19 protein-coding genes, 2 tRNA genes, 1 pseudogene and 1 riboswitch are annotated in these 22,150 nt (G+C 72.3%); of the genes and pseudogenes, 10 read left to right on the top strand and 12 right to left on the bottom strand.

Going from position 1 to position 22,150, the window contains the following annotated elements; genetic code table 11:
• Positions 1-260: 260 nt before the first annotated feature.
• Complete coding sequence (locus G3I77_RS13665) at positions 261-2,378, bottom strand: asparagine synthase-related protein (RefSeq protein WP_248503507.1); 2,118 nt, start codon at positions 2,376-2,378, stop codon at positions 261-263.
• 862 nt (positions 2,379-3,240) lie between these two features.
• On the opposite strand from G3I77_RS13665, the gene G3I77_RS13660 reads away from it, so the two are divergent.
• From G3I77_RS13660 to G3I77_RS13645, 4 genes are all read left to right on the top strand, one after another.
• Positions 3,241-4,665 carry an MFS transporter gene (locus G3I77_RS13660; RefSeq protein WP_189590343.1) on the top strand — a complete coding sequence of 475 codons (1,425 nt, stop codon included), beginning with the start codon at positions 3,241-3,243 and terminating at the stop codon, positions 4,663-4,665.
• Positions 4,666-4,740: 75 nt separating this feature from the next.
• On the top strand, positions 4,741-5,943 hold the full coding sequence (gene lhgO / locus G3I77_RS13655) for an L-2-hydroxyglutarate oxidase (RefSeq protein WP_248503504.1): 1,203 nt from the start codon (positions 4,741-4,743) through the stop codon (positions 5,941-5,943).
• Between the two features lie 275 nt (positions 5,944-6,218).
• On the top strand, positions 6,219-7,070 hold the full coding sequence (gene trmB / locus G3I77_RS13650; RefSeq protein ID WP_248503502.1) for a tRNA (guanosine(46)-N7)-methyltransferase TrmB: 852 nt from the start codon (positions 6,219-6,221) through the stop codon (positions 7,068-7,070).
• Positions 7,071-7,128: 58 nt separating this feature from the next.
• Entirely contained in the window at positions 7,129-8,475 is a 1,347-nt protein-coding gene (locus tag G3I77_RS13645) for a PrsW family intramembrane metalloprotease (protein WP_248503500.1), read from the top strand.
• A gap of 44 nt (positions 8,476-8,519) precedes the next feature.
• Here the strand turns inward: G3I77_RS13645 and G3I77_RS13640 are convergent, their stop codons facing one another.
• The 4 genes from G3I77_RS13640 to G3I77_RS13625 form a co-directional block, all read right to left on the bottom strand.
• On the bottom strand, positions 8,520-9,464 hold the full coding sequence (locus G3I77_RS13640) for an aldo/keto reductase (protein WP_248503499.1): 945 nt from the start codon (positions 9,462-9,464) through the stop codon (positions 8,520-8,522).
• A 151-nt stretch (positions 9,465-9,615) separates the two neighbouring features.
• Positions 9,616-10,650 (bottom strand): M23 family metallopeptidase, encoded by a 1,035-nt coding sequence (locus tag G3I77_RS13635; RefSeq protein WP_248503497.1) that lies wholly within the window; start codon positions 10,648-10,650, stop codon positions 9,616-9,618.
• Between the two features lie 11 nt (positions 10,651-10,661).
• Positions 10,662-10,818, bottom strand: a riboswitch (cyclic di-AMP (ydaO/yuaA leader).
• Between the two features lie 288 nt (positions 10,819-11,106).
• Positions 11,107-11,180, bottom strand: a tRNA-Met gene (locus G3I77_RS13630).
• A gap of 66 nt (positions 11,181-11,246) precedes the next feature.
• Positions 11,247-12,377: a dihydrofolate reductase family protein gene (locus G3I77_RS13625; RefSeq protein WP_248503495.1), complete on the bottom strand. Its 1,131-nt coding sequence runs from the start codon at positions 12,375-12,377 to the stop codon at positions 11,247-11,249.
• A gap of 77 nt (positions 12,378-12,454) precedes the next feature.
• Here G3I77_RS13625 and G3I77_RS13620 point away from each other — a divergent pair, with 77 nt between their 5' ends.
• The 3 genes from G3I77_RS13620 to G3I77_RS13610 all read left to right on the top strand — a co-directional run bounded on the left by G3I77_RS13620 (position 12,455) and on the right by G3I77_RS13610 (position 14,434).
• Positions 12,455-12,970 carry a MarR family winged helix-turn-helix transcriptional regulator gene (locus G3I77_RS13620; protein WP_248503493.1) on the top strand — a complete coding sequence of 172 codons (516 nt, stop codon included), beginning with the start codon at positions 12,455-12,457 and terminating at the stop codon, positions 12,968-12,970.
• Between the two features lie 169 nt (positions 12,971-13,139).
• Positions 13,140-13,781 carry a GTP cyclohydrolase II gene (gene ribA / locus G3I77_RS13615; RefSeq protein ID WP_248503491.1) on the top strand — a complete coding sequence of 214 codons (642 nt, stop codon included), beginning with the start codon at positions 13,140-13,142 and terminating at the stop codon, positions 13,779-13,781.
• Positions 13,782-13,900: 119 nt separating this feature from the next.
• The gene (locus G3I77_RS13610; RefSeq protein ID WP_248503490.1) at positions 13,901-14,434 is read left to right on the top strand and encodes a MarR family winged helix-turn-helix transcriptional regulator; all 534 of its coding nucleotides are present in this window, start codon (positions 13,901-13,903) and stop codon (positions 14,432-14,434) included.
• 46 nt (positions 14,435-14,480) lie between these two features.
• Here the strand turns inward: G3I77_RS13610 and G3I77_RS13605 are convergent, their stop codons facing one another.
• The 5 genes from G3I77_RS13605 to G3I77_RS13585 form a co-directional block, all read right to left on the bottom strand.
• Positions 14,481-15,548, bottom strand: coding sequence for an ATP-binding SpoIIE family protein phosphatase (locus G3I77_RS13605; protein ID WP_248503488.1), 1,068 nt, complete (start codon positions 15,546-15,548; stop codon positions 14,481-14,483).
• Positions 15,548-15,991 (bottom strand): anti-sigma regulatory factor, encoded by a 444-nt coding sequence (locus G3I77_RS13600; RefSeq protein WP_248503522.1) that lies wholly within the window; start codon positions 15,989-15,991, stop codon positions 15,548-15,550. The genes G3I77_RS13605 and G3I77_RS13600 overlap by 1 nt, the downstream gene beginning before the upstream one ends.
• Positions 15,991-16,377 carry an STAS domain-containing protein gene (locus G3I77_RS13595; RefSeq protein WP_248503486.1) on the bottom strand — a complete coding sequence of 129 codons (387 nt, stop codon included), beginning with the start codon at positions 16,375-16,377 and terminating at the stop codon, positions 15,991-15,993. The genes G3I77_RS13600 and G3I77_RS13595 overlap by 1 nt, the downstream gene beginning before the upstream one ends.
• A gap of 23 nt (positions 16,378-16,400) precedes the next feature.
• A complete protein-coding gene (locus G3I77_RS13590) occupies positions 16,401-17,312 on the bottom strand; it encodes an STAS domain-containing protein (protein WP_374385388.1) in 912 nt (303 codons plus the stop codon).
• 145 nt (positions 17,313-17,457) lie between these two features.
• Entirely contained in the window at positions 17,458-18,630 is a 1,173-nt protein-coding gene (locus G3I77_RS13585; RefSeq protein WP_248503482.1) for a PP2C family protein-serine/threonine phosphatase, read from the bottom strand.
• A 137-nt stretch (positions 18,631-18,767) separates the two neighbouring features.
• On the opposite strand from G3I77_RS13585, the gene G3I77_RS13580 reads away from it, so the two are divergent.
• The 3 genes from G3I77_RS13580 to G3I77_RS13570 all read left to right on the top strand — a co-directional run bounded on the left by G3I77_RS13580 (position 18,768) and on the right by G3I77_RS13570 (position 21,468).
• Positions 18,768-19,262, top strand: a complete 495-nt coding sequence (locus tag G3I77_RS13580) for a MarR family transcriptional regulator (RefSeq protein WP_248503480.1) — start codon at positions 18,768-18,770, stop codon at positions 19,260-19,262.
• Between the two features lie 344 nt (positions 19,263-19,606).
• Positions 19,607-20,455 carry an RNA polymerase sigma factor SigF gene (locus G3I77_RS13575; protein WP_248503520.1) on the top strand — a complete coding sequence of 283 codons (849 nt, stop codon included), beginning with the start codon at positions 19,607-19,609 and terminating at the stop codon, positions 20,453-20,455.
• Between the two features lie 653 nt (positions 20,456-21,108).
• On the top strand, positions 21,109-21,468 hold the full coding sequence (locus tag G3I77_RS13570; RefSeq protein ID WP_248503478.1) for a hypothetical protein: 360 nt from the start codon (positions 21,109-21,111) through the stop codon (positions 21,466-21,468).
• A gap of 97 nt (positions 21,469-21,565) precedes the next feature.
• Here G3I77_RS13570 and G3I77_RS13565 read toward each other — a convergent pair.
• Positions 21,566-21,638 (bottom strand) — tRNA-Lys (locus tag G3I77_RS13565).
• 215 nt (positions 21,639-21,853) lie between these two features.
• A pseudogene (locus G3I77_RS13560) lies at positions 21,854-22,150 on the bottom strand (RNA helicase); the annotation flags it as partial.

Here is a 22,150-nt window from a genome sequence, read left to right as displayed (position 1 = left end):
GCGGAGACGCGCCCACGCCCACCAGACAACACAAGGGGCCGAGTCGGAAGACGCCCGCAGCTCAGCGGAGACATGCCCGCACCCGCGTACGGCGAGAAGGGGACGTGTCGGGGGGGTGTCCGCCCGCAGCGGTTGGCGCGTCAACGAACAGTCAGTCGGCGTCCGACCCCCTCGCGCCGTTCCGAGGACGGACACCCCCCGACACGGCCCCGACCCACCACCCGGCGCCAGGCGAAGCACGCACCCCGGCCGCACAGGCGCTACACCCGCCGCCCTCCACCCGCTCCCGCCCCCAACGCCCCCCGCTGCGGCGCGATCCCCGCCGGAACGGCCCGCTGCCGCGCCGGTGTCCCCGTCCAGCATGTGCCGCGCCGGGACAGCAGGCGGCGGAGCCAGAGCTCCAGGGAGACCAGATCCGCGAGGCCGTCCAGGGGAAGGAGTTCGCCCGCCGCCGCGCCGCGCAGCGCCTTGCGGACCACGCGGGCCTCGACCAGGCCCGCCTCCGCCAGCAGCGGGGTGTCGAACAGGGCGACCAGGGAGTCCGCCGCCACGCGCAGCCCCGTACGCTCCGCGGCCGCCGCCGTCGCCTGGGTCGGGGCGCCCCAGCCGGGCGGCAACTCCCGGACACCGGCCCCTTCCAGCACCGTGCGCAGGATCGCCGCCCGCGCCCCCGGCCGCACCCGCAGCGCCTCGGGCAGCGCCCGGGCCGCGCGGACGACCTGGTTGTCGAGGAACGGCGCGTGCAGCCGCTGGAAGCGGACCTCCGCGGCCTGCTCCAGCACCCGCAGGTCCGCCGCATGCCGGGCCAGCGCCGCACGCGCGCGGAAGTCACCCGGCCGCTGCCCCGGCCCCACCAGCTCCGACCGGTGTGTCGCCGCCTGAAGGCGAACCGATACTTCAGCGAGCGCCTCACCGGTCAGCCAGCGCGCCGCCGGCCCGGGTCTGCCCCAGGTCAACGCGGCGAGCGAGGCGTCCAGCGCACCACCGGGCGCGTCGAGACCGTCGTCGGAGCGGGGGTCGAGGAGGCGCTCGGCGAGGGACTCGAGACCCGACCGGTAGGGCATACGGGACAACCGCCGCGCCGCGGCATACACGCGCGCGGGCACCAGCACCGACCCGTCGGCCTTGGCCAGCGCGGCGACCGGCCGCACGAGATGACGCCGCCGACGGTCCATCAGCAGGTCGGCGAGCCGCGCGGGATGGGCGTCCAGGACCTGCCGCGCACCGTAGCCCGTGAAGTGGTCCGCGCTGCCCGCCGCCAGCCGGGCCCGATGGCGCGCCGCCGACACCAGGCACGGCCCGGGTTCGTCGGTCAGCGGCCCGTCCAGGTCGGCGTACGGAAGGGTCTCCTCGCCGCCCGCCACGACGACGTGGTGCAGCCGCGGGTTCGCCGCCAGCGCGCCCGCCCGCTCCAGTTCGGCCTCCCGCCCTCCGACGGCGAGGTCGTTGAACGTGACGGCCAGCAGCCGCTCCCCGGCGCCCGTGCCGTGCCCCAGCACCGTGCCCGGCATCCCGGGGAGTCCCGCGGCCAGCAGCGCCAGTGCCCCGGAGGCCGGCCCGCCGGACAGGTCCGCGCCGATCCCCGGCACCGGCATCCCGCGCGCGGCACGCCGCTCCGCGGGCCCCATGCCGGGCACGGGACCCGGGTCGATGTCCGCCCCGGGGACGTGCCGAGGCGCGGACAGCCGCGTCCGTACGGCCTCCACGAGCGCGTCGCGCACCGCGTCGACCGCGCTGTCGGGATCGGCCGGGGGCGCCGCCACGGCCAGCGAGGCGACCGGCTCGTACCCGGCGATCTCGCGCGCCCCGGCGCGCAGGATGAGGGCATGCCCGGGCGGAATGCGCTTCACGCCGTCGTACGGCGTGGAGTCGTGCAGCGCGGCGGGCACGTCAGGGGCGGCCAGCAGCGCGGCGAGGTGCCCGAAGTCGAGGTTGGCCTCGATGAGGTCGGCCAGTGGCAGCGCGGCGGTCGCATAGGCCGTGCCGCCGGCCCAGGGCGTGTGGAACACCGGCCGCGCGCCCGCGAGATCGCCGCACACCGTGACCCGCCTGCCGACCTGGACGATCGCCGTGTAGCTGCCCGGCCAGGCGGTCAGATGCCGAAGTGCCCCGCCGCGCGCGGCGAACAGCGCGACGCGCAACTGCTCGTCGGTGGCGCCGCAGATGCCGAGGACGGCGATCCTGGTCCGGTCATCGGCCTTCACGACCCGCACCTCGTCGGGGCGCCAGTCGCCGACCGCCCACAGCGGATCGGGATCGCCCCACAGGAGTTGGGACCCCACCGGGTGCAGCGTCTCACCCTCGCCGCCGGTCGCCCCCGCCGAACCGGCAGCGACGGCTCCCGCGGCGGTGCTGCTCCATCCCACCAACCACCGCATCGCCGCCTCCACAGGCTGTGGACAACCAGTGCACCGTACGAACCGGTTCACCATGCTGCCATGAAGGAAGCGTTCCAGAGGGTGCCGACGCCGCTTGTGCTCCGTTGAATGCGCCCCGGCGGAGCCACCCGCACCGGTGCGAACACCCCGAACACCCGCACACCACACGAAGATCCGGGCGGACGAGACGGCGATCGGGGCGACGAAACGACGACGAGGAAGTCGACGAGCGGATCAACGAAGGGATCGACGAACGGATCGACGAACAAGGCGGCGGCGGAAGCGGGGAGAAGCGAAGAGGCGGCCAAGAATCAAGGCACGCCAGCGACATGTCTCCGGTACGACTGCGACGCGAATACGCCCCCGAAACGCGCCCCAATCACGCCCGACGCGCCCCCAAGTGCCATGGTCGGAGCCCTGATACCCCGCGACCGACGGGGTCGATTTTTGGCCAAATCGGCGTCACGCAGGCAGCCTCGAACACTCTCCGTACAGGCTCGGCACCCTGCCACCCGGTCGCGCAGTCCGGGAGACGAAGCACGCCTCCCGGACCGTTCCGCCGCCCGCGGGGATGGAGGCGGCGGTGTCCCCCAGCCCACTGGATCCAGTACAGCGGGCCGACCCACGCAATGACCATGGAACCGCTCCCGCGGTGGCCGGAGAAGAGCGCACGGACAGGCGCACGGCCACACAGTGGGAGCACGTAGCAACAGCCCGTATCTGAACCGCACTTCAGTACGGACCACAATCCCGCCAACCGGAACAATGCCCCTTAACGCTTGGGATGCGGCGAACTACGCTGGGTTTACGAATGCCGCGTGGTTATGCCAGTGCGGCAGCCGTCTGTGTCGAGGGGTGGCGCATGTCCAGGGAGCAACGCGGGCCGAACGAAAAACTCGGCGCCGTTCTCGCCCTCGCGGGAATCAGCAACGCAGGCCTCGCGCGGCGCGTCAACGACCTTGGCGCCCAGCGAGGACTGACGCTTCGCTATGACAAGACGTCGGTGGCGCGCTGGGTGTCGAAGGGCATGGTGCCGCAGGGTGCCGCCCCGCACCTCATCGCCGCCGCCATCGGCCAGAAGCTCGGCCGCCCGGTGCCGCTCCACGAGATCGGCCTGGCGGACGCGGACCCCGCACCCGAAGTCGGCCTCGCCTTCCCGCGGGACGTCGGCCAGGCGGTGAGGTCCGCGACCGATCTGTACCGCCTCGACCTCGCCGGCCGCCGGGCCGGTTCCGGCGGCATCTGGCAGTCGCTCGCCGGATCGTTCGCGGTGAGCGCATACGCAACGCCCGCCTCACGATGGCTGATAACCCCGGCCGACAGTTCGGTCGCGCGTGACGTGGGCCCCGGCGAGGGCTCCGGCGCACCGCTCAAAGTCGGCCACAGCGATGTGCAGAAGCTGCGGGAGGCCGCCGAGGACGCGCGGCGCTGGGACTCCAAGTACGGCGGCGGTGACTGGCGTTCGTCCATGGTCCCCGAGTGCTTAAGGGTCGAGGCCGCCCCTCTGCTGCTCGGCTCGTACTCCGACGAGGTCGGCCGGGCCCTCTTCGGCGCCTCCGCCGAACTCACCCGGCTCGCGGGCTGGATGGCCTTCGACACGGGCCAGCAGGAAGCCGCCCAGCGCTACTACATCCAGGCCCTGCGCCTGGCCCGGGCGGCGGCGGACGTCCCCCTCGGGGGCTACGTGCTGGCCTCCATGTCCCTCCAGGCGACCTACCGCGGCTTCGGCGACGAGGGCGTGGACCTCGCCCAGGCCGCCCTGGAACGCAACCGCGGCCTGGCGACGGCCCGCACCATGAGCTTCTTCCGCCTCGTCGAGGCACGCGCACACGCACGCGCGAACGACGCCCCGGCGGCCGGCGGCGCCCTGAAGGCGGCCGAGAGCTGGCTGGAGCGCGCCCGCCCCGGCGACAACGACCCGAGCTGGCTCGGCTTCTACTCCTACGACCGTTTCGCCGCCGACGCCGCCGAGTGCTACCGCGACCTGAAGGCCCCACGCCAGGTCCGCCGCTTCACGGAACAGGCCCTCTCGAAGCCCACCGAGGAGTTCGTCCGCTCGCACGGCCTGCGCCTGGTCGTCTCGGCCGTCGCCGAACTGGAGTCGGGGAACCTGGACGCGGCCTGCGAGCAGGGGGTGCGGGCGGTGGAGGTCGCCGGGCGGATCTCCTCGGCCCGGACCACCGAGTACGTGAAGGATCTCCTGCACCGGCTGGAGCCGTACGGCGACGAGCCGCGGGTGGTGGAGCTCCGTGAGCGCGCCCGTCCGCTGCTGATGACTCCGGCGTAGCCTGAGCAGGCATGCCGCCCGTCCCGCGTTTGAAGGCATTGTCAGTGGCGCAGTGCACTATCGAAGCGGGAGGTGGTGCGAGTGCGGATCACATACGACTGTGACGTGCTGGTGATCGGCGGCGGCATCGTCGGCTTGTCGACGGCGTACGCGATCACACGCGCCGCACCGGGCACACGTGTCACCGTCCTGGAGAAGGAACCGGGCCCGGCCCGCCACCAGACCGGCCGCAACAGCGGCGTCATCCACAGCGGCATCTACTACCGCCCCGGCTCCCTCAAGGCACGCTACGCGGTGCGGGGCGCGGCGGAGATGGTCAAGTTCTGCGCCGAGTACGGCATCCCGCACGCGGTCACCGGCAAGCTGATCGTCGCCGCCGACCGCGTGGAGCTGCCCCGCCTGCACGCCCTCGTCCAGCGCGGCCGGGAGAACGGGATCCCGGTGCGGGAGCTGGGCGGGCCCCAGATCGCGGAGTACGAACCGGAGGTGCGCGGCCTCGCCGCGATACACGTCGGCACGACCGGCATCTGCGACTTCGTCGCGGTCGCCCGCCAGCTGGCCCACGGCTCGGGCGCGGAGATCCGCTACGGCACGAGAGTCGTGCGCGTCGACCGGCGCCCCGAGCGGGGAGTCGCCGTGCTCACGGCAGCGGGGGACGTCGTACGCGGGCGGGTCCTGGTGAACTGCGCGGGTCTGCAGTGCGACGAGATCGCCCGGCTGACCGGGGACGACCCGGACGTCCGGATCGTGCCGTTCCGGGGCGAGTACTACGAGCTGGCCCGGCCGGAGCTGGTGCGGGGCCTGGTCTACCCCGTGCCCGATCCGGCGTTCCCGTTCCTCGGGGTGCATCTCACGCGAGGCATCGACGGGGGTGTCCATGTCGGGCCCAACGCGGTCCCGGCACTGGCCCGCGAGGGGTACGGGTGGGGCACGGTCCGCCTGCGCGAGCTGGGCTCGACCCTGGCCTGGCCCGGCTCCTGGCGGATCGCCCGCCGGCACTGGCGCTACGGGGCCGGTGAGCTGCGGCGGTCCCTGTCCAAGACGGCGTTCACGGATGCGGTGGGCAGGCTGCTGCCCGGGGTGTCCGAGGACGACCTGGTGCCGACGGCGGCGGGGGTGCGGGCGCAGGCGGTACTGCGGGACGGAACCCTGGTCGACGACTTCCTGATCCGCGAGGGCCCGCGCACGGTGCACGTCCTGAACGCACCGTCTCCCGCGGCCACAGCGTCCCTACCGATCGGCCGGGAGGTGGCACGGAGAGCGTTGAGCGCGCTGTGAGGCCTGCGGGGCTCGGCGTTCCTGCCGGCGCCGGGTGGGTCCGCGACCCTGCGTAGCCCAGCGGAACGCATGCCCGCAGCGGGGCGGACCCGCACCCGCCGTCATACGCAAGGGGCCGTGTCGGGGGGTGTCCGCCCGCAGCGGTCGGCGCGTCAACGAACAGTCAGTCGGTGTGGCACCCCATCGCGCCGTTCCGAGGACGGACACCCCCCGACACGGCCCCGACCCACACCCGGCGTCAGGCGAAGCACCGCAGCCGTAAAATCAGGGGCACTGTGTCTGACTCCGCGAACACCCCCCAAGCCCCGAACCCGCACCCGGCCCCGCACCCGCACACCCCGGGTGTCTCCGTCCGGAGTACCCGGGCCAAGGGAGAGCCGCGCTTCCCCGACGGGCCGCAGGCCGACCCCGCGGGGTCGCACTTCGAGCGGCGGATCCGGAGTTTCCAGCCGCGGCGCAGCCGCGTCACCGCCGGTCAGGCGGACGCGCTGCAGCGCCTGTGGCCCAAGTGGGGCCTCGACATCGACGGCAGCCGGATCCTCGACCTGCCCGAGCTGTTCGGCAACGACAACCCCGTCGTCCTGGAGATCGGCTTCGGCATGGGCGAGGCCACCGCCCAGATGGCCGCGGCCGACCCCGCCACCAACGTCCTCGCCGTGGACGTCCACACCCCCGGCCAGGGCAACCTGCTCAATCTCGCCGACCGGAACGGCCTGTCCAACATCCGGGTCGGCAACGGCGACGCGATCATCCTCCTGCGGGAGATGCTCACCCCGGACTCCCTCGGCGGCCTCCGCGTCTACTTCCCCGACCCGTGGCCCAAGAAGCGGCACCACAAGCGCAGGCTGATCCAGCCCGACTTCCTCAGCCTCGCCGCCACCCGCCTCGGTCCCGGCGCGATCGTCCACTGCGCCACCGACTGGGAGCCGTACGCCGAACAGATGCTCGACGTCCTCACGGCACACCCCGACTTCGAGAACACGCAGGCGGACGGCGGTTTCGCGCCGCGTCCCGACTTCCGTCCGCTGACCCGTTTCGAGGGCCAGGGACTGGACAAGGGACATGTCGTGAACGACCTCCTCTTCCGCCGCGTACAGCACGTGGACCAGCCCCCCGCCGGCGCCTGACCACCCCTGGCACCTCTCCGCCTGCGGACAGCGCCCATCCGTCGTTAGGGTCAATGCCGTGGCCACCAGCCCCCCGCACCCGTCGTACCCGAGCGGTCCCACCGACGGCGCACCCCTCGTCGGCTCAGGCACAGCCGGCTCCTTGCGGCACGCCCACTGGTGGCAGCGCGCGTGGGTGCGCTACGGCGCGCTGAGCACACTCCTGGCGATATCCGGCCTGGTCATCCTCGCCCTGGTCCGCGAGGAGACCGGCACGGAAGGGTTCCTGGTCGGGCTGGGGCTGGCCGTCCTGCCGGTGCCCCTGCTGATAGCCGCGTTCCGCTGGCTGGACCGGGTCGAACCCGGCCCCTGGCGGAACCTGCTGTTCTGCTTCGCCTGGGGCGCCTGCGCGGCGGCGCTGATAGCGATCGTCGCCAACAGCTTCGCGACGAGATGGATAGCGACGGCGACGGCGGACCCGTCCAGCGCGGACACCCTCGGCGCGACCGTGATAGCGCCGGTGGTCGAGGAGTCGGCCAAGGCGGCGGCCGTCCTCCTGGTCTTCCTCTTCCGGCGCCGGGACTTCACCGGCATCGTCGACGGAGTCGTCATAGCCGGCGTGACGGCCACCGGCTTCGCCTTCACGGAGAACATCCTCTACCTGGGCACCGCGTTCGGCACCGACCAGCTCACCGGCGGCTCCGGCATCGCCTCCGTCACGGCGGCGACCTTCTTCGTGCGCATCATCATGTCGCCGTTCGCGCACCCGCTGTTCACGGTCCTCACCGGCATCGGCTTCGGCATCTCCGCGCTCTCGGCGAATGGCCGGCACCTGCGCCGGGTCGCCTTCCCGCTCTCCGGGCTGCTGCTCGCGATGGGCATGCACGCGATGTGGAACGGCTCCTCGGCGTTCGGCGAGTACGGGTTCTTCGCCGTGTACGCGGCGTTCATGGTGCCCATCTTCGGGCTGCTGACATGGCTGGTGATCTGGACGCGGCAGCGGGAGCTGAAGACCATACGGGCGGAGCTGCCCGCCTACGCCGTGGCCGGCTGGCTGACCCCGGCCGAGCCGTACGCGCTGGGCTCGATGCGGGCCCGGCGGATCGCCCGCCAGTACGCCCGCCGTCACGCGGGCAAGGCGGCGGCCCGGGAGGTGGCGCGGTACGAGGCGTACGCGACGTCCCTGGCGTTCCTGCGGCACCGGGCCCGGCGGGGCCGTGCCGGGGCGGACTTCGCCGTCCGGGAGCGGGAACTGCTCGGCGAGCTGTGGCGGCGCCGCGAGGCGGCCCGCCCCGCGCTGGACCACGCGGCTCGGATCACCGCCCCTCCGGTCCCGGTGGTGGCCCCGCCCTGGCCGGTGTACGGGGTGTACGGGTACGGCCAGCAGCCGGCGCCGTACCCCGCGTACAACCCGTACCGCTCCTAGGGCCTGATCCAGGCGACAGGCGCTGGGCCGGCCTGCTGTCCGGATCAGGCCGAGGCCTGGGTGAGCCGCCCGAGCTCGGCCTCCGAGAGTGTCAGCTCCCCGACGCCCACCAGCGCGGGCAGCTGCTCCACCGTCCGCGCGGAAGCGATCGGCGCCGCCACGGTCGGCTGCGCGGCGAGCCAGGCCAGAGCCACCGTGGCCACGGGCACGTCATGCGCCCCGGCGATCTCGTCGAGGGCGGCGAGGACCCGCTGCCCACGCTCGGTCTCCAGGTGCCTGGCCGCGCTCCCCGCCCGCGCGCTGTCGACCGTCGTGCCGGGCCGGTACTTGCCGGTGAGGAAGCCGGAGGCGAGCGCGAAGTACGGCACGGCGGCCAGGCCGGTCCGCTCGGCGAGGTCCTGGAGCTCACCCTCGTAGGTGTCACGGGAGACCAGGTTGTAGTGGGGCTGGAGGGCGACGTACCGGGCGAGTCCCTCGCGGTCGGAGAACTCCAGGGACGCCCGCAGCCGCTCGGCGGAGATGTTGGAGGCGGCGATGTGCCGCACCTTCCCGGCCTTCACGAGGGTGTCGAGCGCCCCGATGATCTCCTCGACGGGCACGTCGGGCTGGTCGAAGTGCGTGTAGTACAGGTCGATGTGGTCGGTGCCGAGACGCCGCAGGGAGGCGTCGGCGGCGGCCTTGACGGTGCCGGCGGACAGGCCGCGGAACTCGGGGTGCTGGCTGACCTTCGTGGCGACGACGACGTCCGCGCGGTTGCCGCGGGACTTCAGCCACCTGCCGAGCACGGTCTCGGACTCACCGCCCTGGTTGCCCTCGACCCAGGCCGAGTAGGAGTCGGCGGTGTCGACGAAGTTGCCGCCGGCGGCGATGTAGGCGTCGAGGACGGCGAACGACCGGTCCTCGTCGGCGGTCCAGCCGAAGACGTTGCCGCCGAGGGCGAGCGGGAAGACCTCGAGGTCGGAGGAGCCGAGTGTGCGCAGAGAAGTCATGCTCTGCGTCAACGTCCGTACTGGAGCAGCTCATTCCGCGACGGACGCAAAGGCCCTGTGAACACGCCCGCCCATGCGCCGGACATCCGGAAGCCCTGACGTCGGGGGGGTCGTCGTCAGGGCCGCCGGCGCTCCTTTGGGCGTGTGCCGCTTACGGGTTCAGTCCCTTGCCCCGCAGCCAGGCCATCGGGTCGATGCCGCTGGTGGAGCCACCGGAGTGGACCTCGAGGTGCAGGTGCGCCCCGGTGACGTTGCCGGTGGCGCCCACGCGGCCGATGACGTCGCCGGTGCTGACCTTCTGGCCGACGCTGACGCCGATGGAGGACTGGTGCGCGTACCAGATCTCGGTGCCGTCATCGAGGGTGAGGACGGTCTTGTAGCCGTAGGAGCCGTTCCAGCCCGCCTCGGTGATGGTGCCACTGTGCACGGCCTTGATCGGCGTGCCCGTGGGGGCGGCGAAGTCGAGGCCCGTGTGGTAGCCGGAGGACCAGTAGGCGCCGGCCTGGCCGAAGGTCGAGGTGAGGGTGTACGAGGAGGTCGGCAGCGTGAACTGCTTGGCGAGGGCGGCGAGCCGCTCGGCCTCGGCCTTCTTCCTGGCCTCCTCCTCCGCCTTCCTCTTGGCTTCGGCGGCCTTGGCCTTGGCTTCCTTCTCCGCCTTGGCGACGGCTTCCGCGGCGGCCTTCTCGGCGGCGGCCACGGCGTCCTGGGCGGCCTTGGTCTCGATCTGGTCCTGCTGGTGCTCGACCTGGGCCAGGATCCGGGCGCGCAGCGCCTCGCCGGCACCGGCGCCGGAGCTGCTCTGCTCGGTTTCCGCCGTGGTGGTGCCGAGGCTGCTGAGCGGAGTGGCGGAACCTTCGGGGGTGTCGTCGTCCGAGATGAGGGAACCCACCGAGGGCAGGTCCGGGACGGAGATGGACACCGGGGGCTTGCCGGTCTGGGCGCTGGCCATGCCGCCGGCACCCACGGCGGCTATGACGCCGACGCCGAGGACGGTGGAGCTGCGGGCGAGACCTCCGCCGCGCTGCTTGGTGACGCGATGCCGGCCGCGGACGGGACGGATGGACTCCTCGGTGGGGTTCCACTCCTGGAACGGGCCCTCGTCGGTGCGCTGACCGCCGTAGCCGAAGGTGTCGCTGTCGCGCTTCGGCGCGTACGGGGCCGCGGGGGCAGGCCGGTTGGACGCCACGTGGGCGTACTCCTTTCCTTCCTTCTCGCCTACCGGGTTAGCTGACGGGTTCGGAGCAGGAAGGTCTCCTACGCGCGTATACCTGCCGTGCTTACACGGTGGTATCCGCCCGATTCACCCCAAGTGGTGGTTCCCCGGTTCCCTTTCGGGATTCGGCGCGTGCGCACGGAGCCGCCTTCTGTGACGGCTGGGACGACCGCGCTGCGTTATCGAACGTTAATAGACGCGCGAGGGGTATTCCAGCGATTCCACTTGATCATTAACCTTTTTCACGCGGACTTACCTGCCATGACCGTCTTAAAACGGGCGAGTTGACCGCTTCGCAAGTGACTGGCGGGTTTTGACGGTGCGTCAGTTGTTATGCGGAACGGGACGGTTCGCTCACCGACCGTAATGAGGCACCGGGAAATGCACCGAGGGCCGGAACCCTTTCGGATTCCGGCCCTCGGCCTTCAGTAGCGGGGACAGGATTTGAACCTGCGACCTCTGGGTTATGAGCCCAGCGAGCTACCGAGCTGCTCCACCCCGCGTCGTTGTGACTCCAGTGTACGCCATCCGCGGGACCACTCGTGCACACCCGCTGCTCGTCGTCCTGCTCAGCGCAGCAGGTGGCGGTTCGGGGCCTTGGCCCGCTCCTCGTGCTCCGGGAGGACGAGGACCTCCGCTCCCGCGGCCGCCAGGAGGCCGCTGCCGTCGGCGTCCGTCACGAAGGTGTCCGGCTCGCGCCACGCCGTGACGACCCGTCGTACGCCCGCGTCGAGGATCAGCCGGGCGCAGGGGGCGGGGCGGGAGGCGCGTCGGGCGCACGGCTCCAGGCTGCTGTACACCGTCGCGCCGGGCAGGCGCGGGTCGGCCGGGTCGAGCTTCGCGAGGGCCGCCTCCTCGGCGTGCACGACCGGGTCGCCGGCCTCGCGGGAGTGGCCCCGGGCCAGTTCCGTGCCGTCGGCGGCGACCACGACCGCGCCCACGCTGAACGCCGTGTCCGACGGCGGGCAGCGGTCGGCCAGTTCACAGGCGAGGGCCAGCCAGTGGTGGTCGGCGGCGGCGGGCAGGGGGCCGGTGCCCGGGGCGGTCGGTTCGTAGCGCATCAGGACCACGTCCTCGATCCGCCGCGACTCCAGCAGCCGGAGCCGGCCGCCCTGGTAGCCGCCGGGGCCGAAGAGGCGGGGTGCCCGGGGGTCGCCCACGAAGAGCGGGGCGAGGACCAGCTGGAGTTCGTCGGCGAGGCCCTGGGTGAGGAGCTGGGTGTGGATCAGGCCGCCGCCCTCGACCATGAGCCGCCGTACGCCCCGGACGTCGTGCAGGTGCGTGAGCAGCCGCCGCCAGTCGAGGCCGGCGCCGAGCGGGACGACGTCGGTGGCGAGGCCGAGGGCATGGGCGCGTTCGGCGCCCCGGTCGGTCGTGTAGAGGACCTTCTCGCCGCCGGTGTGCCAGAAACGGGCGTCCGGGTCGAGGTCGCCGGAGCCGCTGACGGTGGCCTTGAGGGGGTACTCGGGCCGGCCCGCGGCCGTGCGGGCGGCCCGGCGCTTCTCCGAGTTCACCAGCAGCCGCGGGTTGTCGGCGCGGATGGTGCCGGCGCCGATCAGGATCGCGTCGACGGAGGCCCGGACCTCGTCGACCCGGTCGAAGTCGGCCGGACTCGACAGGAGCAGGCGGTCGGGTCCGGTGTCGTCCAGGTAGCCGTCGAGGGAGACGGCGGCGGACAGCAGGACGTACGGGTGAGGCATCGACGCTCCGCGGCTGGTCGGGACGGCGGGACTGGACAGGGCTTGGTTCAAGTTTGAAACAAACCTACACTGGCGGCATGACGACTCGCTGGCTCACCCCCGATGAGCAGCGCGCCTGGCGCGCCTACATCGCCGCCTCGCTGCTCCTGGAGGACGCGATCGACCGGCAGCTCCAGCAGGACGCCGGCATGCCGCACCTGTACTACTCCATCCTGTCGGTCCTGTCGGAGTCCCCGGAACGGCGGCTGCGCATGACCGATCTCGCCGAGCGGCTGAAGATCACGCGCAGCCGGCTGACGTACGCGGTCACACGGCTGGAGAAGGACGGCATGCTGCGGCGCGAGGCCTGCCGGTACGACAAGCGGGGCAGCATCGCCGCGCTGACCGACGAGGGGTTCGCCGTGCTGGAGCGCGCGGCGCCCGGGCATGTCGAGACCGTGCGGAGCTTCCTGTTCGACCGGCTCAGCGACGAGCAGGTGGGGCAGCTGGAGGGGATCTCCGCGGCGATCGCGCAGGGGCTCCAGGAGGACGGGGCGCGGCCGGCTGCGGACGAGGTGCCGTGGCGGCGGAGGTCTTCACCGGCCTGTTCGTGACGCGGCGCGTCGGCGCACGCCCGAGGCGCCGCGTGACGCGCATCACAAGGCGTCGGATCCTCGTTGCTTCAAATTTAAAGCACGAGTAGGGTTCCGGACGTGGATTTGCTTCAAATCTGAAGCACTACGGCTGTGCAGCCGAGCAGGAAACGGAACCCGGAGGCCCCGCATGCCCGACACCCCCGCCGTCATCGCCACGCCGCGCTCCCGCGTCCGGGTCCCGCTGCGTTTCCATGACGGCTACGAGGCCGACGCCGAGCTCGTCACCTTCCACGGGCTGGCCGACGGCCGGGAGCACGTGGCCGTGGTCCTCGGCAAGCCCGGCCCGGTCCCGCTGGTGCGGCTGCACTCCGAGTGCCTGACCGGGGACGTGTTCGGCTCGGCCCGCTGCGACTGCGGCCCGCAGCTGCGCGAGGCGGTCGAGCGCATCGCCGAGCGCGGCGGCGTGCTGCTCTACCTCCGCCAGGAGGGGCGCGGGATCGGCCTCTACAACAAGCTCGACGCGTACGCCCTCCAGGACGAGGGGCTCGACACGTACGAGGCGAACGCGGCGCTGGGGCTGCCGGAGGACGCCCGCGACTACACGGCGGCAGCACAGATGCTCCGGGCCCTGGGCATCGGCGAACTGGAGCTGCTCTCCAACAACCCCGACAAGGCGGACCAGTTGCGGTCCCTGGGCGTCGACGTCCGCGACCGGATCCCCACGGGTGTCTTCACCACCGCCCACAACGTCCGCTACCTGCGCGCGAAAGTCCTCCAGACCCAGCACACCCTGCCGCTCGCCGCGCTGACGGAGCTCAGCGCGGGCTGAGCCGGCCTCCGGTCCGGCCGGGCACTGAACCGGGCTGCTTGCCCCTCGGTTCATCGGGTACAGCCTTTGAAAGAGGGCGACCTCATCAGTACCCGGAGCCTTATGGAAGTGACCGTTTCGTGACCGATCTCGGCGGCCCCGGCCACCACCGGGCGAAGGGACCGGGCGATGGCCCGGAGGCCGTCGCATCGCAGATCGCCGATGCCGTGGAGAGTCTGACGGCGCTGTGGTCGGTCGCCGCCCAAGAGGCGTCCCTGCGCCTGTCGCCGCACCAGTTGCGGGCGCTGCGCACCGTGCAGGCGGCGCCCGGCCTGAACCTGACGGCCCTGGCGGACGGCCTCGACATCGGCCTCCCCACGGCCAGCCGCCTCTGCGACCGCCTGGCGGCGGCCGGCCTGCTGGAACGGGCCCCCCATCCCGGCGCCCGCCGCGAGGTGCAACTGTGGCTCACCACACACGGACAGCACGTCCTGGGCGACGTCGCCGACCGCCGCGCCCAGGCCCTGGCCACAGCCTTGGCAGCCATGCAACCGGCCGAACGGGCGGCGCTGAGCAGAGGGTTGAGGGGCTTCCTGGCAGCCCAGGACGCCACGCCCGACGCCGCTGGGACGGCCCAGGACACGACGCCCGGCGCCGGTGAGCCCGGGCCGTGATTCCCCACGGTTGACCGGCCGCACGCACTGCGCGACCCGCCGAGCGTCAGGCCCCTGAGCCGTGGCGGCTCACGCCGCCGGCGGTCAGGACGGCCACGCACGTGTCGTCCCGGACCGGCCGGGCCGCACTGCCCGCGTCCCGGAGCACCACCGCGGCCGCCACCGCCGGGTCGCAGCCGGGCAGTACGCCGTCGTCGGGCGGCGTCCAACGGCTGGGCAGGCCGTCGCTGTGCAGCACCAGCAGGCTGTCCGCGTGCCAGGCGACCCGCTGCACGGGCACGGAAGCCGGGGCCTGCGCGCCCACGATGCCGGGGTGGGACAGCAGCGGCTTCCACGCACCGTCGGTCCGCAGCCGGGCGCCGACGTTGCCGATCCCGGCGAAGCTCAACTGCCCGGCTTCGAGATCAAGTTGGGCCACGGCGACGGCCGCGCCCCGGGTGGGGCGCAGGGCCCGGCCCAGACGCCGCAGGATCTCGGCGGGCGGCAGCTCCGCCAGGCCGCGCAGCCCGGTCACCGCCGCGGTGGAGGCCTCGGCGGCCTTCGCTCCGTGACCGAGCCCGTCGGCGAGCAGCAGGGTCAGCCGGTCGCCGCCGCGCACCCGGCCCCAGGAATCCCCGGAGTACTCGGCCCGGCCGAGGGGGACATTGACACCCCCGGCGCGCGGACCCGGCGGGGGCGGCCCCTGGTTCCGGACGGCGGGCTCGTGGCCGATCCGGGCCATCACGACGGTGCCCCGGCCGGGCGCGCTGTGCAGATCGAAGTCGTTCGCTATGCGCCGGCACGTGCCGAGCCCGGCGCCGAGCGAGGCGGCGACGGTCGTCGTGTAGCCGTCGCGCATCGCCGCCGCGACGTCCGGGATGCCGGGGCCGTGGTCGAGCGAGACGAGCTGCACGGCCGCCCGGCGGTCGCCTTGCGCACGCTCGACGAGGTTGATCAGCACGCGCCCGCCCTCCGCGTGCCGCAACAGGTTGGTCGCCAGCTCCGTCGCCACGAGCGCGGCGGTCGCGGTGCGGTTGGAGGGCAGGCCGGCGCAGGCGCAGGCCTCCTCGGCCGCCACCCGCACGTCCCGCACCCGGGTCGAGTCGTCCACCGGCACGTCCCAGACCCTGCTCATCAGGGCACCGTCCGGGAGGACGGCACGACGGTGGCCCAGGCGGTGACGGTGACGGTGGTCCCCTCACCGGGCCGGCTGTCCACCTCGAACTCCTGCACCAGCCGCTTGGCCCCGCTCAGCCCGAGCCCGAGCCCGCCGCCGCTGGTGTAGCCGTCGGTCAGCGCCTGGTCCAGGTCGCGGATGCCGGGCCCGGTGTCGACGAAGGCCAGCCGCAGCCCGTGCGACTGCCCGGCGTCCAGCGGGGTGATCTTCACATGGCCACCCCCGCCGTGGACGAGGGTGTTGCGCGCCAGCTCGCTCGCCGCGGTGACGAGCTTGGTCTGCTGCACGAGCCCGAAGCCGAGCTCGGCGGCGGCCTGCCGGACCTGCTGCCGTACCCAGGCCAGATCGGCGTCCGAGCCGATCGGCAGGCTGGCCGGACCGGCATGGCGGGAAGCCTGCATCATGGACCCCCCTCGCCCCGGCGCATGGTCACGCCGAGCATCTCCATCGCCCGTTCGACGTCCAGGGCCGTACGCAGGCCGGGCAGGGTGAGCCCCAGCTCGACCAGGGTGATCGCCACCGCCGGGCGCATCCCGGCCAGCACCGTACGGGCCGCCAGCAGCTTGGCTCCGGCGGCGATCTCGGCGAGGACCCGGCCCAGGAAGGAGTCGACGATCTCCACGCCGGAGATGTCGATCACGACCCCGGTCACCCGGGACTGCGAGATCCGGGCCGTGATGTCCTGCTGGAGCTGCTCGGCCATCCCGTCGTGCAACTCCCCCTGGAGGGTGACCAGCAGGACGTCGCCCAGCTGGAGGACCGGCACCGTGAAGCCGGGTCCGCCCATGGGGCCGTGTCCCGCCGACCCGGTCACCGCGTGCCCGCGTCCGCCGCCGCGCCGACCGCCCGCAGCGGCGCGATCTCGACACCCTGCCGGCTCAGCGCGTAGGCGAGCGCGTCCTCCAGGCTCGAACGGGTGAGCACCGTGCCGAGGTCGATGCCCAGGTGGACGATGGTCTGCGCGATCGCCGGCCGGATGCCGGAGACGATGCACTCGGCGCCCATCAGCCGGGCCGCCGCCACGGTCTTCATCAGGTGCTGGGCGACCAGCGAGTCGACCGTGGGCACGCCCGTGATGTCGAGGATGGCGTAACGGGCGCGCTCGGCGACGATCGCGTCCAGCAGGCTCTCCATGACCACCTGGCTGCGCGCGCTGTCCAGCGTGCCGATCAGCGGTACGGCGACCGTGCTCTCCCAGAGCTTGATCACCGGGGTGGCCACCTCGTGCAGCTGCTCGCGCTGCCGGGCGATCAGTTCCTCGCCCGCGCTGACCGTCGTCTCCAGCACGACCAGGCGCAGCGTGCCCATGAGCACGGTCAGCGCCACCACGGACTCCTGGGCCTCGGGGGCGTACGGATCCGGGAACTCGGCGCGCAGCAGCTCGGTCACCGGCTCGCGCAGCGCGGCCACCTCGTCGGCGACCCCGTCCGGGTCGATGCCCGTACGAGCGCGGGAGGCGGCCATCCGCCCCAGCTGGTCGCGCACGGCCTCGAATCCGGCCGCCCGGATGTCGTCCACCCGCCCGGAGGCGGCCACCGCCGCCAGCGCCGCGGTCACGGCCCGGCCCGCTTCCACCGCCTCGTCGCGTGACACGGTGAAGACCGTGCGGAACAGCGCGGCGTCCGCCCACCGTTGGGCGATCTGCTCCCGGCGCCGTTCCAGAAAGGCGCTCACCTGGTATGCCGCCGGCTCCTGTTCCGCGTTCTCTTCCGACACCGACACTTGCATCGCTCCCTTGCACGGGCCGGACCGAGGTCGCGCGACGGCGCCTCAGCCATTAATTGCCGTATGACAAATATTAGTGCCGGGGTACAGCACCATCAAACAACTGCCCACCGGCGCCCCCGACCTGCGCCTTCCCCGTCCCTTACCGACCACGCCAGTCCAGACACACCACGAGGGCGTCGTCGTCCGGGGTCGACCTGCCGCGGTGGCCCGTCAGTTCGCGCAGGATGGCCCGGGGCACCTCGGCGGCCGGCAGCAGCCGGGTCGACTGGATCGCCCGGGCCAGGGCGGCGTCCCCGTAGGCCTCGCCGCCCGGGGAGGCGACGTCGTAGACCCCGTCGCTGACGAAGACCAGCCGGTCGCCCGGCTCGACCCGGAACTCCTGGACCACGTAGTCGGTCTCCTCGAACATGCCGAGCGGCAACTGGGCGTCGAAGGGCACCCGCTCCACCACGCCCCGGCGCAGCCGCAGCATCTGCGGCGACCCGGCGTCCACCGCGCGGACCCGCCCGGTGGCCAGGTCGAAGTCGAGCATGAGCACGGACAGGTAGCAGCGGCCCCGGTAATGGGCGTACACCGCCTGGTCGGCCAGGGCCGCCTGGTCGTCGATGGGCAGCCCGGCCCGGCGCGCGTTGCGCAGGGCGTTGATCGCCAGGTTCGTCAGCAGGGAGGCCTCTATGCCCTCGCCCATGCCGTTGGTGACGTAGAGGCTGAGCCGGTCGGCCGAGGCGGACCAGTCGAAGTTGTCGCCGAAGATCGCGTACGCCGGTTCCAGCTGGGCGCCCAGATCGTACTCGGGGCGGGCGCAGGAGCGGCCCGGCAGCAGCTGCCACTGCATCTCGGCGGCCAGTGTGAGCCGGTCCCGGCGGCGCGCCTGGAGATACAGGTCGGTGTCGCGCTCGGCCACGAAGACCTCGTGCCCGAGCACCTCGGCGATCTCGGCCAGCTCGTCGAGGCAGCCGTCGGCGTGCCCGTCGCCCGGCAGGGCCACGGACAGCACGCCGAGGCGGTCGCCGCGCACGGTGACGGGCAGATGCGCCCGTACGCGGTCGCCCGAGAGGGTTTCCACGTACGGCTGCTGCGCACCGAAGGCCCGGCCCGCCGGGCTGTTGTGCACGGACACCGGCTGGAGGGTGTGCGGCAGCACGGACACCGGCTGAAGCACCGTCAGTCCGTAGTCGGCCAGGAAGAGCTCGACGGAGTCCGCCGCGTACTGATCGGTCAGTACACGACGGACCGCGTCCAGCAGCTGGTGGGGGGCCGCCGTGCGCAGGGCGCGCTCGGCGGCCACGAATCTGTTCGTGATCGTGGTCACGGTGGTCTGTTCACCATCCTCGGTGGGACGCCGACGCGTCCTCGGAAACGGGTTCTTGTCCACGGGCCGGGAAAGCGGTCCCGGGCGGTTCACCTCACGCCTAGTACGCTGACGGCCATCCCGGTGCCTGCGAGAGTGTGACTGTGACTTCCCTCCGACCCCGCCCTGAGCCAGCAGAGGTCGCCCGTGTGACCTCCACGGCAGCGGAGTTGCTGGAAGTCCTCTGGGGCCGGGCCTCGACCGCGCCGGCCTCCGCGTCCCAGCTGCGGGTGCTGCTCATCCTCGAACACCACGAGGACATCAACCTGCGCACGCTCGCCGACTCCCTCGCCTCCACACCGCCCTCGACCAGCCGGCTGTGCGACCGGCTGCAGGCGGCCGGGTTCGTCGAACGCGAGGTGAGTCCGGCCGACCGGCGCGAGGTCCGCCTGCACCTCAGCGGCCGGGGCCGCGCCTTCCTGGCCGACCTGCGCATGCGCCGGGAGCAGGCGCTGCGCGCGGTGCTCGACCAGATGCCCGCGGCGAAGCGGGTCGCGCTGCTGCAGGGGCTCGAGGCGTTCTGCGACGCGGCGGCGGCCCAGATACACGACGACTCCGAAGACTCCCGCTCGTCCGGTACCCGGACTGCCTGAACTGCCCGCCGCGGCACGGAGTCGATTCCTGCGGTCCCTTCCCCGAGCACGTGCGGCACGCCTAGGTTGTTGCCCTCCACCTATAGTTGTCAAACGACAACTGTCCGCTCCATGAGCCCCTTGGTCTTCTTCCGCGCACCCCACCGCCCACCCTCCCTGCCCGTACCGTCGCAGTACCGGTCCGGGTACCCCGTCACCGCCTCGACCTGCACCGTCTGTGGTCAAGGTCTCGCCGGGGCATATGCGGGGCATGACCAGGTCGAGGGCGGGTATCGGCGCTGGAGGTGGCCTGTCGGGGGACCGGAGCGGGCCGGACTGAGAGGGAGGGCCCCGTGACGGCGACCATGCGCATCGGCACGACGACGGATTCCGCCACCTACACCGGTGAGGAGCTGCCGCAGATCGCCGAGCCCCAGAAGCTCGCCCCGCAGGACGCACGCGAGCTGACCGGACAGTTCCTCGACCGGCTCGCCGTGCTCGAGGAGGGCACACCCGAATACCAGTACGCCCGCAACACGCTCATCGAGATGAACATGTCGCTGGTGCGCTTCGCGGCCCGCCGGTTCCGCACCAGCGGCCAGTCGATGGAGGACGTCGTCCAGGTCGGCATCATCGGGCTGATCAAGGCCATCGACCGGTTCGAGGTCTCCCGCGAGGTGCAGTTCACCAGCTTCGCGGTGCCGTACATCATCGGCGAGATCAAGCGGTTCTTCCGTGACACGTCCTGGGCCGTGCATGTGCCGCGCCGCCTCCAGGAGGCCCGTACGGAACTCGCCAAGGCCACCGAGGAACTGGCCTCCCGCCTCGGCCGTGCGCCGAGAGTGTCCGAACTGGCGGCTCTGATGAACCTGTCGGAGGAGGAGGTCGTCGAGGCCCAGATCGCGGCCAACGGCTATGTGTCGTCCTCCCTGGACGCGACGGTCACCGGCGACCCGGACGAGAGCGACACGACGCTGTCGGAGTTCATCGGCGAGGAGGACCCGGCCCTCGAACTCGTCGAGGACTTCCACGCCCTGGCCCCCCTGGTCGCCGAACTCGACGAGCGCCAGCGCCTCATCCTCCACCTGCGCTTCGTCGAGGAGCTGACCCAGGCGGAGATCGGCGCCCGGCTCGGCATCTCGCAGATGCACGTCTCCCGGCTGATCTCGCGCACCGTGGCCCGCCTGCGGTCGGGGATGCTGACCACCGGCTGACACACCCTCACCACGGCAGGAGCCCCGGCCCGGAGACGATCCGGACCGGGGCTTCTTCGAGCTGGCACTCGGAGCAGAGCCGGTCTTCGGAACACGTCGAGGGGCCTTGGTGCCGTACGGCACCAAGGCCCCGAAGGAACTGCAACACCATCTGCCGGCCCTAGTGCTGCGCCGGCCTTCTGTTTTCGCACGGCCGCCCGATACTCCGACGGGGGTGCGGGGATCGCTGATGCGTGACCGGAGACCACCTCACTATCGATGTCCTGCGGCACCCGGGCTTCGCGTCTTTCACCCGGGCGATCCTGATGGCGCTCGACTCCTCCGTTCTTCCCTCGGGACGGCGGCCCCTCATCACCGCGGGCCACCCGGTCCGGTCGTCAGTCCCGTCGCCGTCCTGCAAAAACCTGGCTTCGACACTCCACCACCGGACCGTCATGCGTGTTCTGCTGCACGGCAGTTCGTGTCTGCCGTGCCCTGCTTGATCTCGGCTACGAAAGAAACCATAAACACGTAAGCAGCGAATGTCTACTCTGGCGAGCATAGATTTAGTGCCCTCGACGATGAGGCGCACCTCTGGGCCGGACTCGAGGACTTTGAGCCGTCTACGGCCCGCCCGGGCCGCCTGCCCGGGCCGGTGCATAGAATCCGTGCTCATGTCGAAGCCTGACGAGCTGATCGTTGACATCGCCGCCCTTGTGGAGACCGGGCAGAGCAATCAGATGTCCCTGACCGTGGTCACCGGTGGTGCTGTCATCACCGGTCGGCTGGCCCCAGAAGCCCTGTGGAGGCAGAGGGTGTCGGACGTGCTGACGGACTCCGCCGACCTGGGCGAGTTCTCCGCCGTCTTCGACACTCCCCCGAAGAAGGACGGTCCGCCCACGCATCTGCACTTCCACGTCGCCCGGATCCTGCAGGGCACAGTGGGGATCCCGGAGACCGGCGGGATGTACCGCGTCGCGATCGAGGACGTCAGCGCCTGGACCGTGGGCGACTTCAGCTACTCCGACCACTGACGCCCCAGGCCCGAAAACGAGTCAGCGCCCGGGCCGGCCAAAGCCGACCCGGGCGCTGCGCAGCAGGTCAGACGGGGTATCCCCGTCAACCGCACGGTAGGCCCTGTGGGACTCGAACCCACAACCAATGGATTAAAAGTCCACTGCTCTGCCAATTGAGCTAAGGGCCCAGGCGATGTTGCCCCCACGAGCATAGCCGGACGACGCCGAGTCTCCGATCGGGTATCGGGGTCACGGCCCTGCCGGAGGGACGAACAGGGCCGATGAGGGCCACGATCGACCGGGTTCGGGCGTGTCCGCGCGGGCCCCGGGGGAGCCCGCCGGAACGACAGAGCGCCGTGGCCCGCCCGTTGGGACGGAGCACGGCGCTCCTCATGCGCTGATGTCAGCCGTTGCGCTTCCAGCGCGGCTTGTCCTCGCGGCGCTGGAAGGAACCGCCACCGCGGTGGTCGTCACGACGGCCGTTGGGGCGGTCGTGCCCGCCGGCGCGGAAGCCCGGACGGTCGTCACGACGGTCCCGGTTGAAGGGACGGTCGCTGCCGCGGTGCCCGGTGCGCTCGTCCCGGCGGAAGCCGCCGCGGTCACGGTCGCGGTTGAACCCGCCACGGTCGTCACGGCGCTCGAACGAACGGCCGCCACGGTCGTCACGACGCTCGAAGGAACGGCCACCACGGTCACCGCC

Source organism: Streptomyces sp. D2-8 (assembly GCF_023184515.1).
Lineage (GTDB): Bacteria > Actinomycetota > Actinomycetes > Streptomycetales > Streptomycetaceae > Streptomyces.
The sequence above is the reverse complement of the archived record's forward strand: the minus strand, read 5'-3'. Positions and strand labels throughout refer to the sequence as shown.

Coding starts and splice junctions, on each gene's coding strand:
- G3I77_RS13665 (WP_248503507.1), bottom strand. CDS start 2,378: ATGCGGTGGTTGGTGGGATGGAGCAGCACCGCCGCGGGAGCCGTCGCT.
- G3I77_RS13640 (WP_248503499.1), bottom strand. CDS start 9,464: ATGACTTCTCTGCGCACACTCGGCTCCTCCGACCTCGAGGTCTTCCCG.
- G3I77_RS13605 (WP_248503488.1), bottom strand. CDS start 15,548: ATGAGCAGGGTCTGGGACGTGCCGGTGGACGACTCGACCCGGGTGCGG.
- ribA (WP_248503491.1), top strand. CDS start 13,140: ATGCCCGACACCCCCGCCGTCATCGCCACGCCGCGCTCCCGCGTCCGG.
- G3I77_RS13660 (WP_189590343.1), top strand. CDS start 3,241: ATGTCCAGGGAGCAACGCGGGCCGAACGAAAAACTCGGCGCCGTTCTC.
- G3I77_RS13595 (WP_248503486.1), bottom strand. CDS start 16,377: ATGGGCGGACCCGGCTTCACGGTGCCGGTCCTCCAGCTGGGCGACGTC.
- G3I77_RS13620 (WP_248503493.1), top strand. CDS start 12,455: ATGACGACTCGCTGGCTCACCCCCGATGAGCAGCGCGCCTGGCGCGCC.
- G3I77_RS13625 (WP_248503495.1), bottom strand. CDS start 12,377: ATGCCTCACCCGTACGTCCTGCTGTCCGCCGCCGTCTCCCTCGACGGC.
- G3I77_RS13570 (WP_248503478.1), top strand. CDS start 21,109: ATGTCGAAGCCTGACGAGCTGATCGTTGACATCGCCGCCCTTGTGGAG.
- G3I77_RS13575 (WP_248503520.1), top strand. CDS start 19,607: ATGCGCATCGGCACGACGACGGATTCCGCCACCTACACCGGTGAGGAG.
- G3I77_RS13600 (WP_248503522.1), bottom strand. CDS start 15,991: ATGCAGGCTTCCCGCCATGCCGGTCCGGCCAGCCTGCCGATCGGCTCG.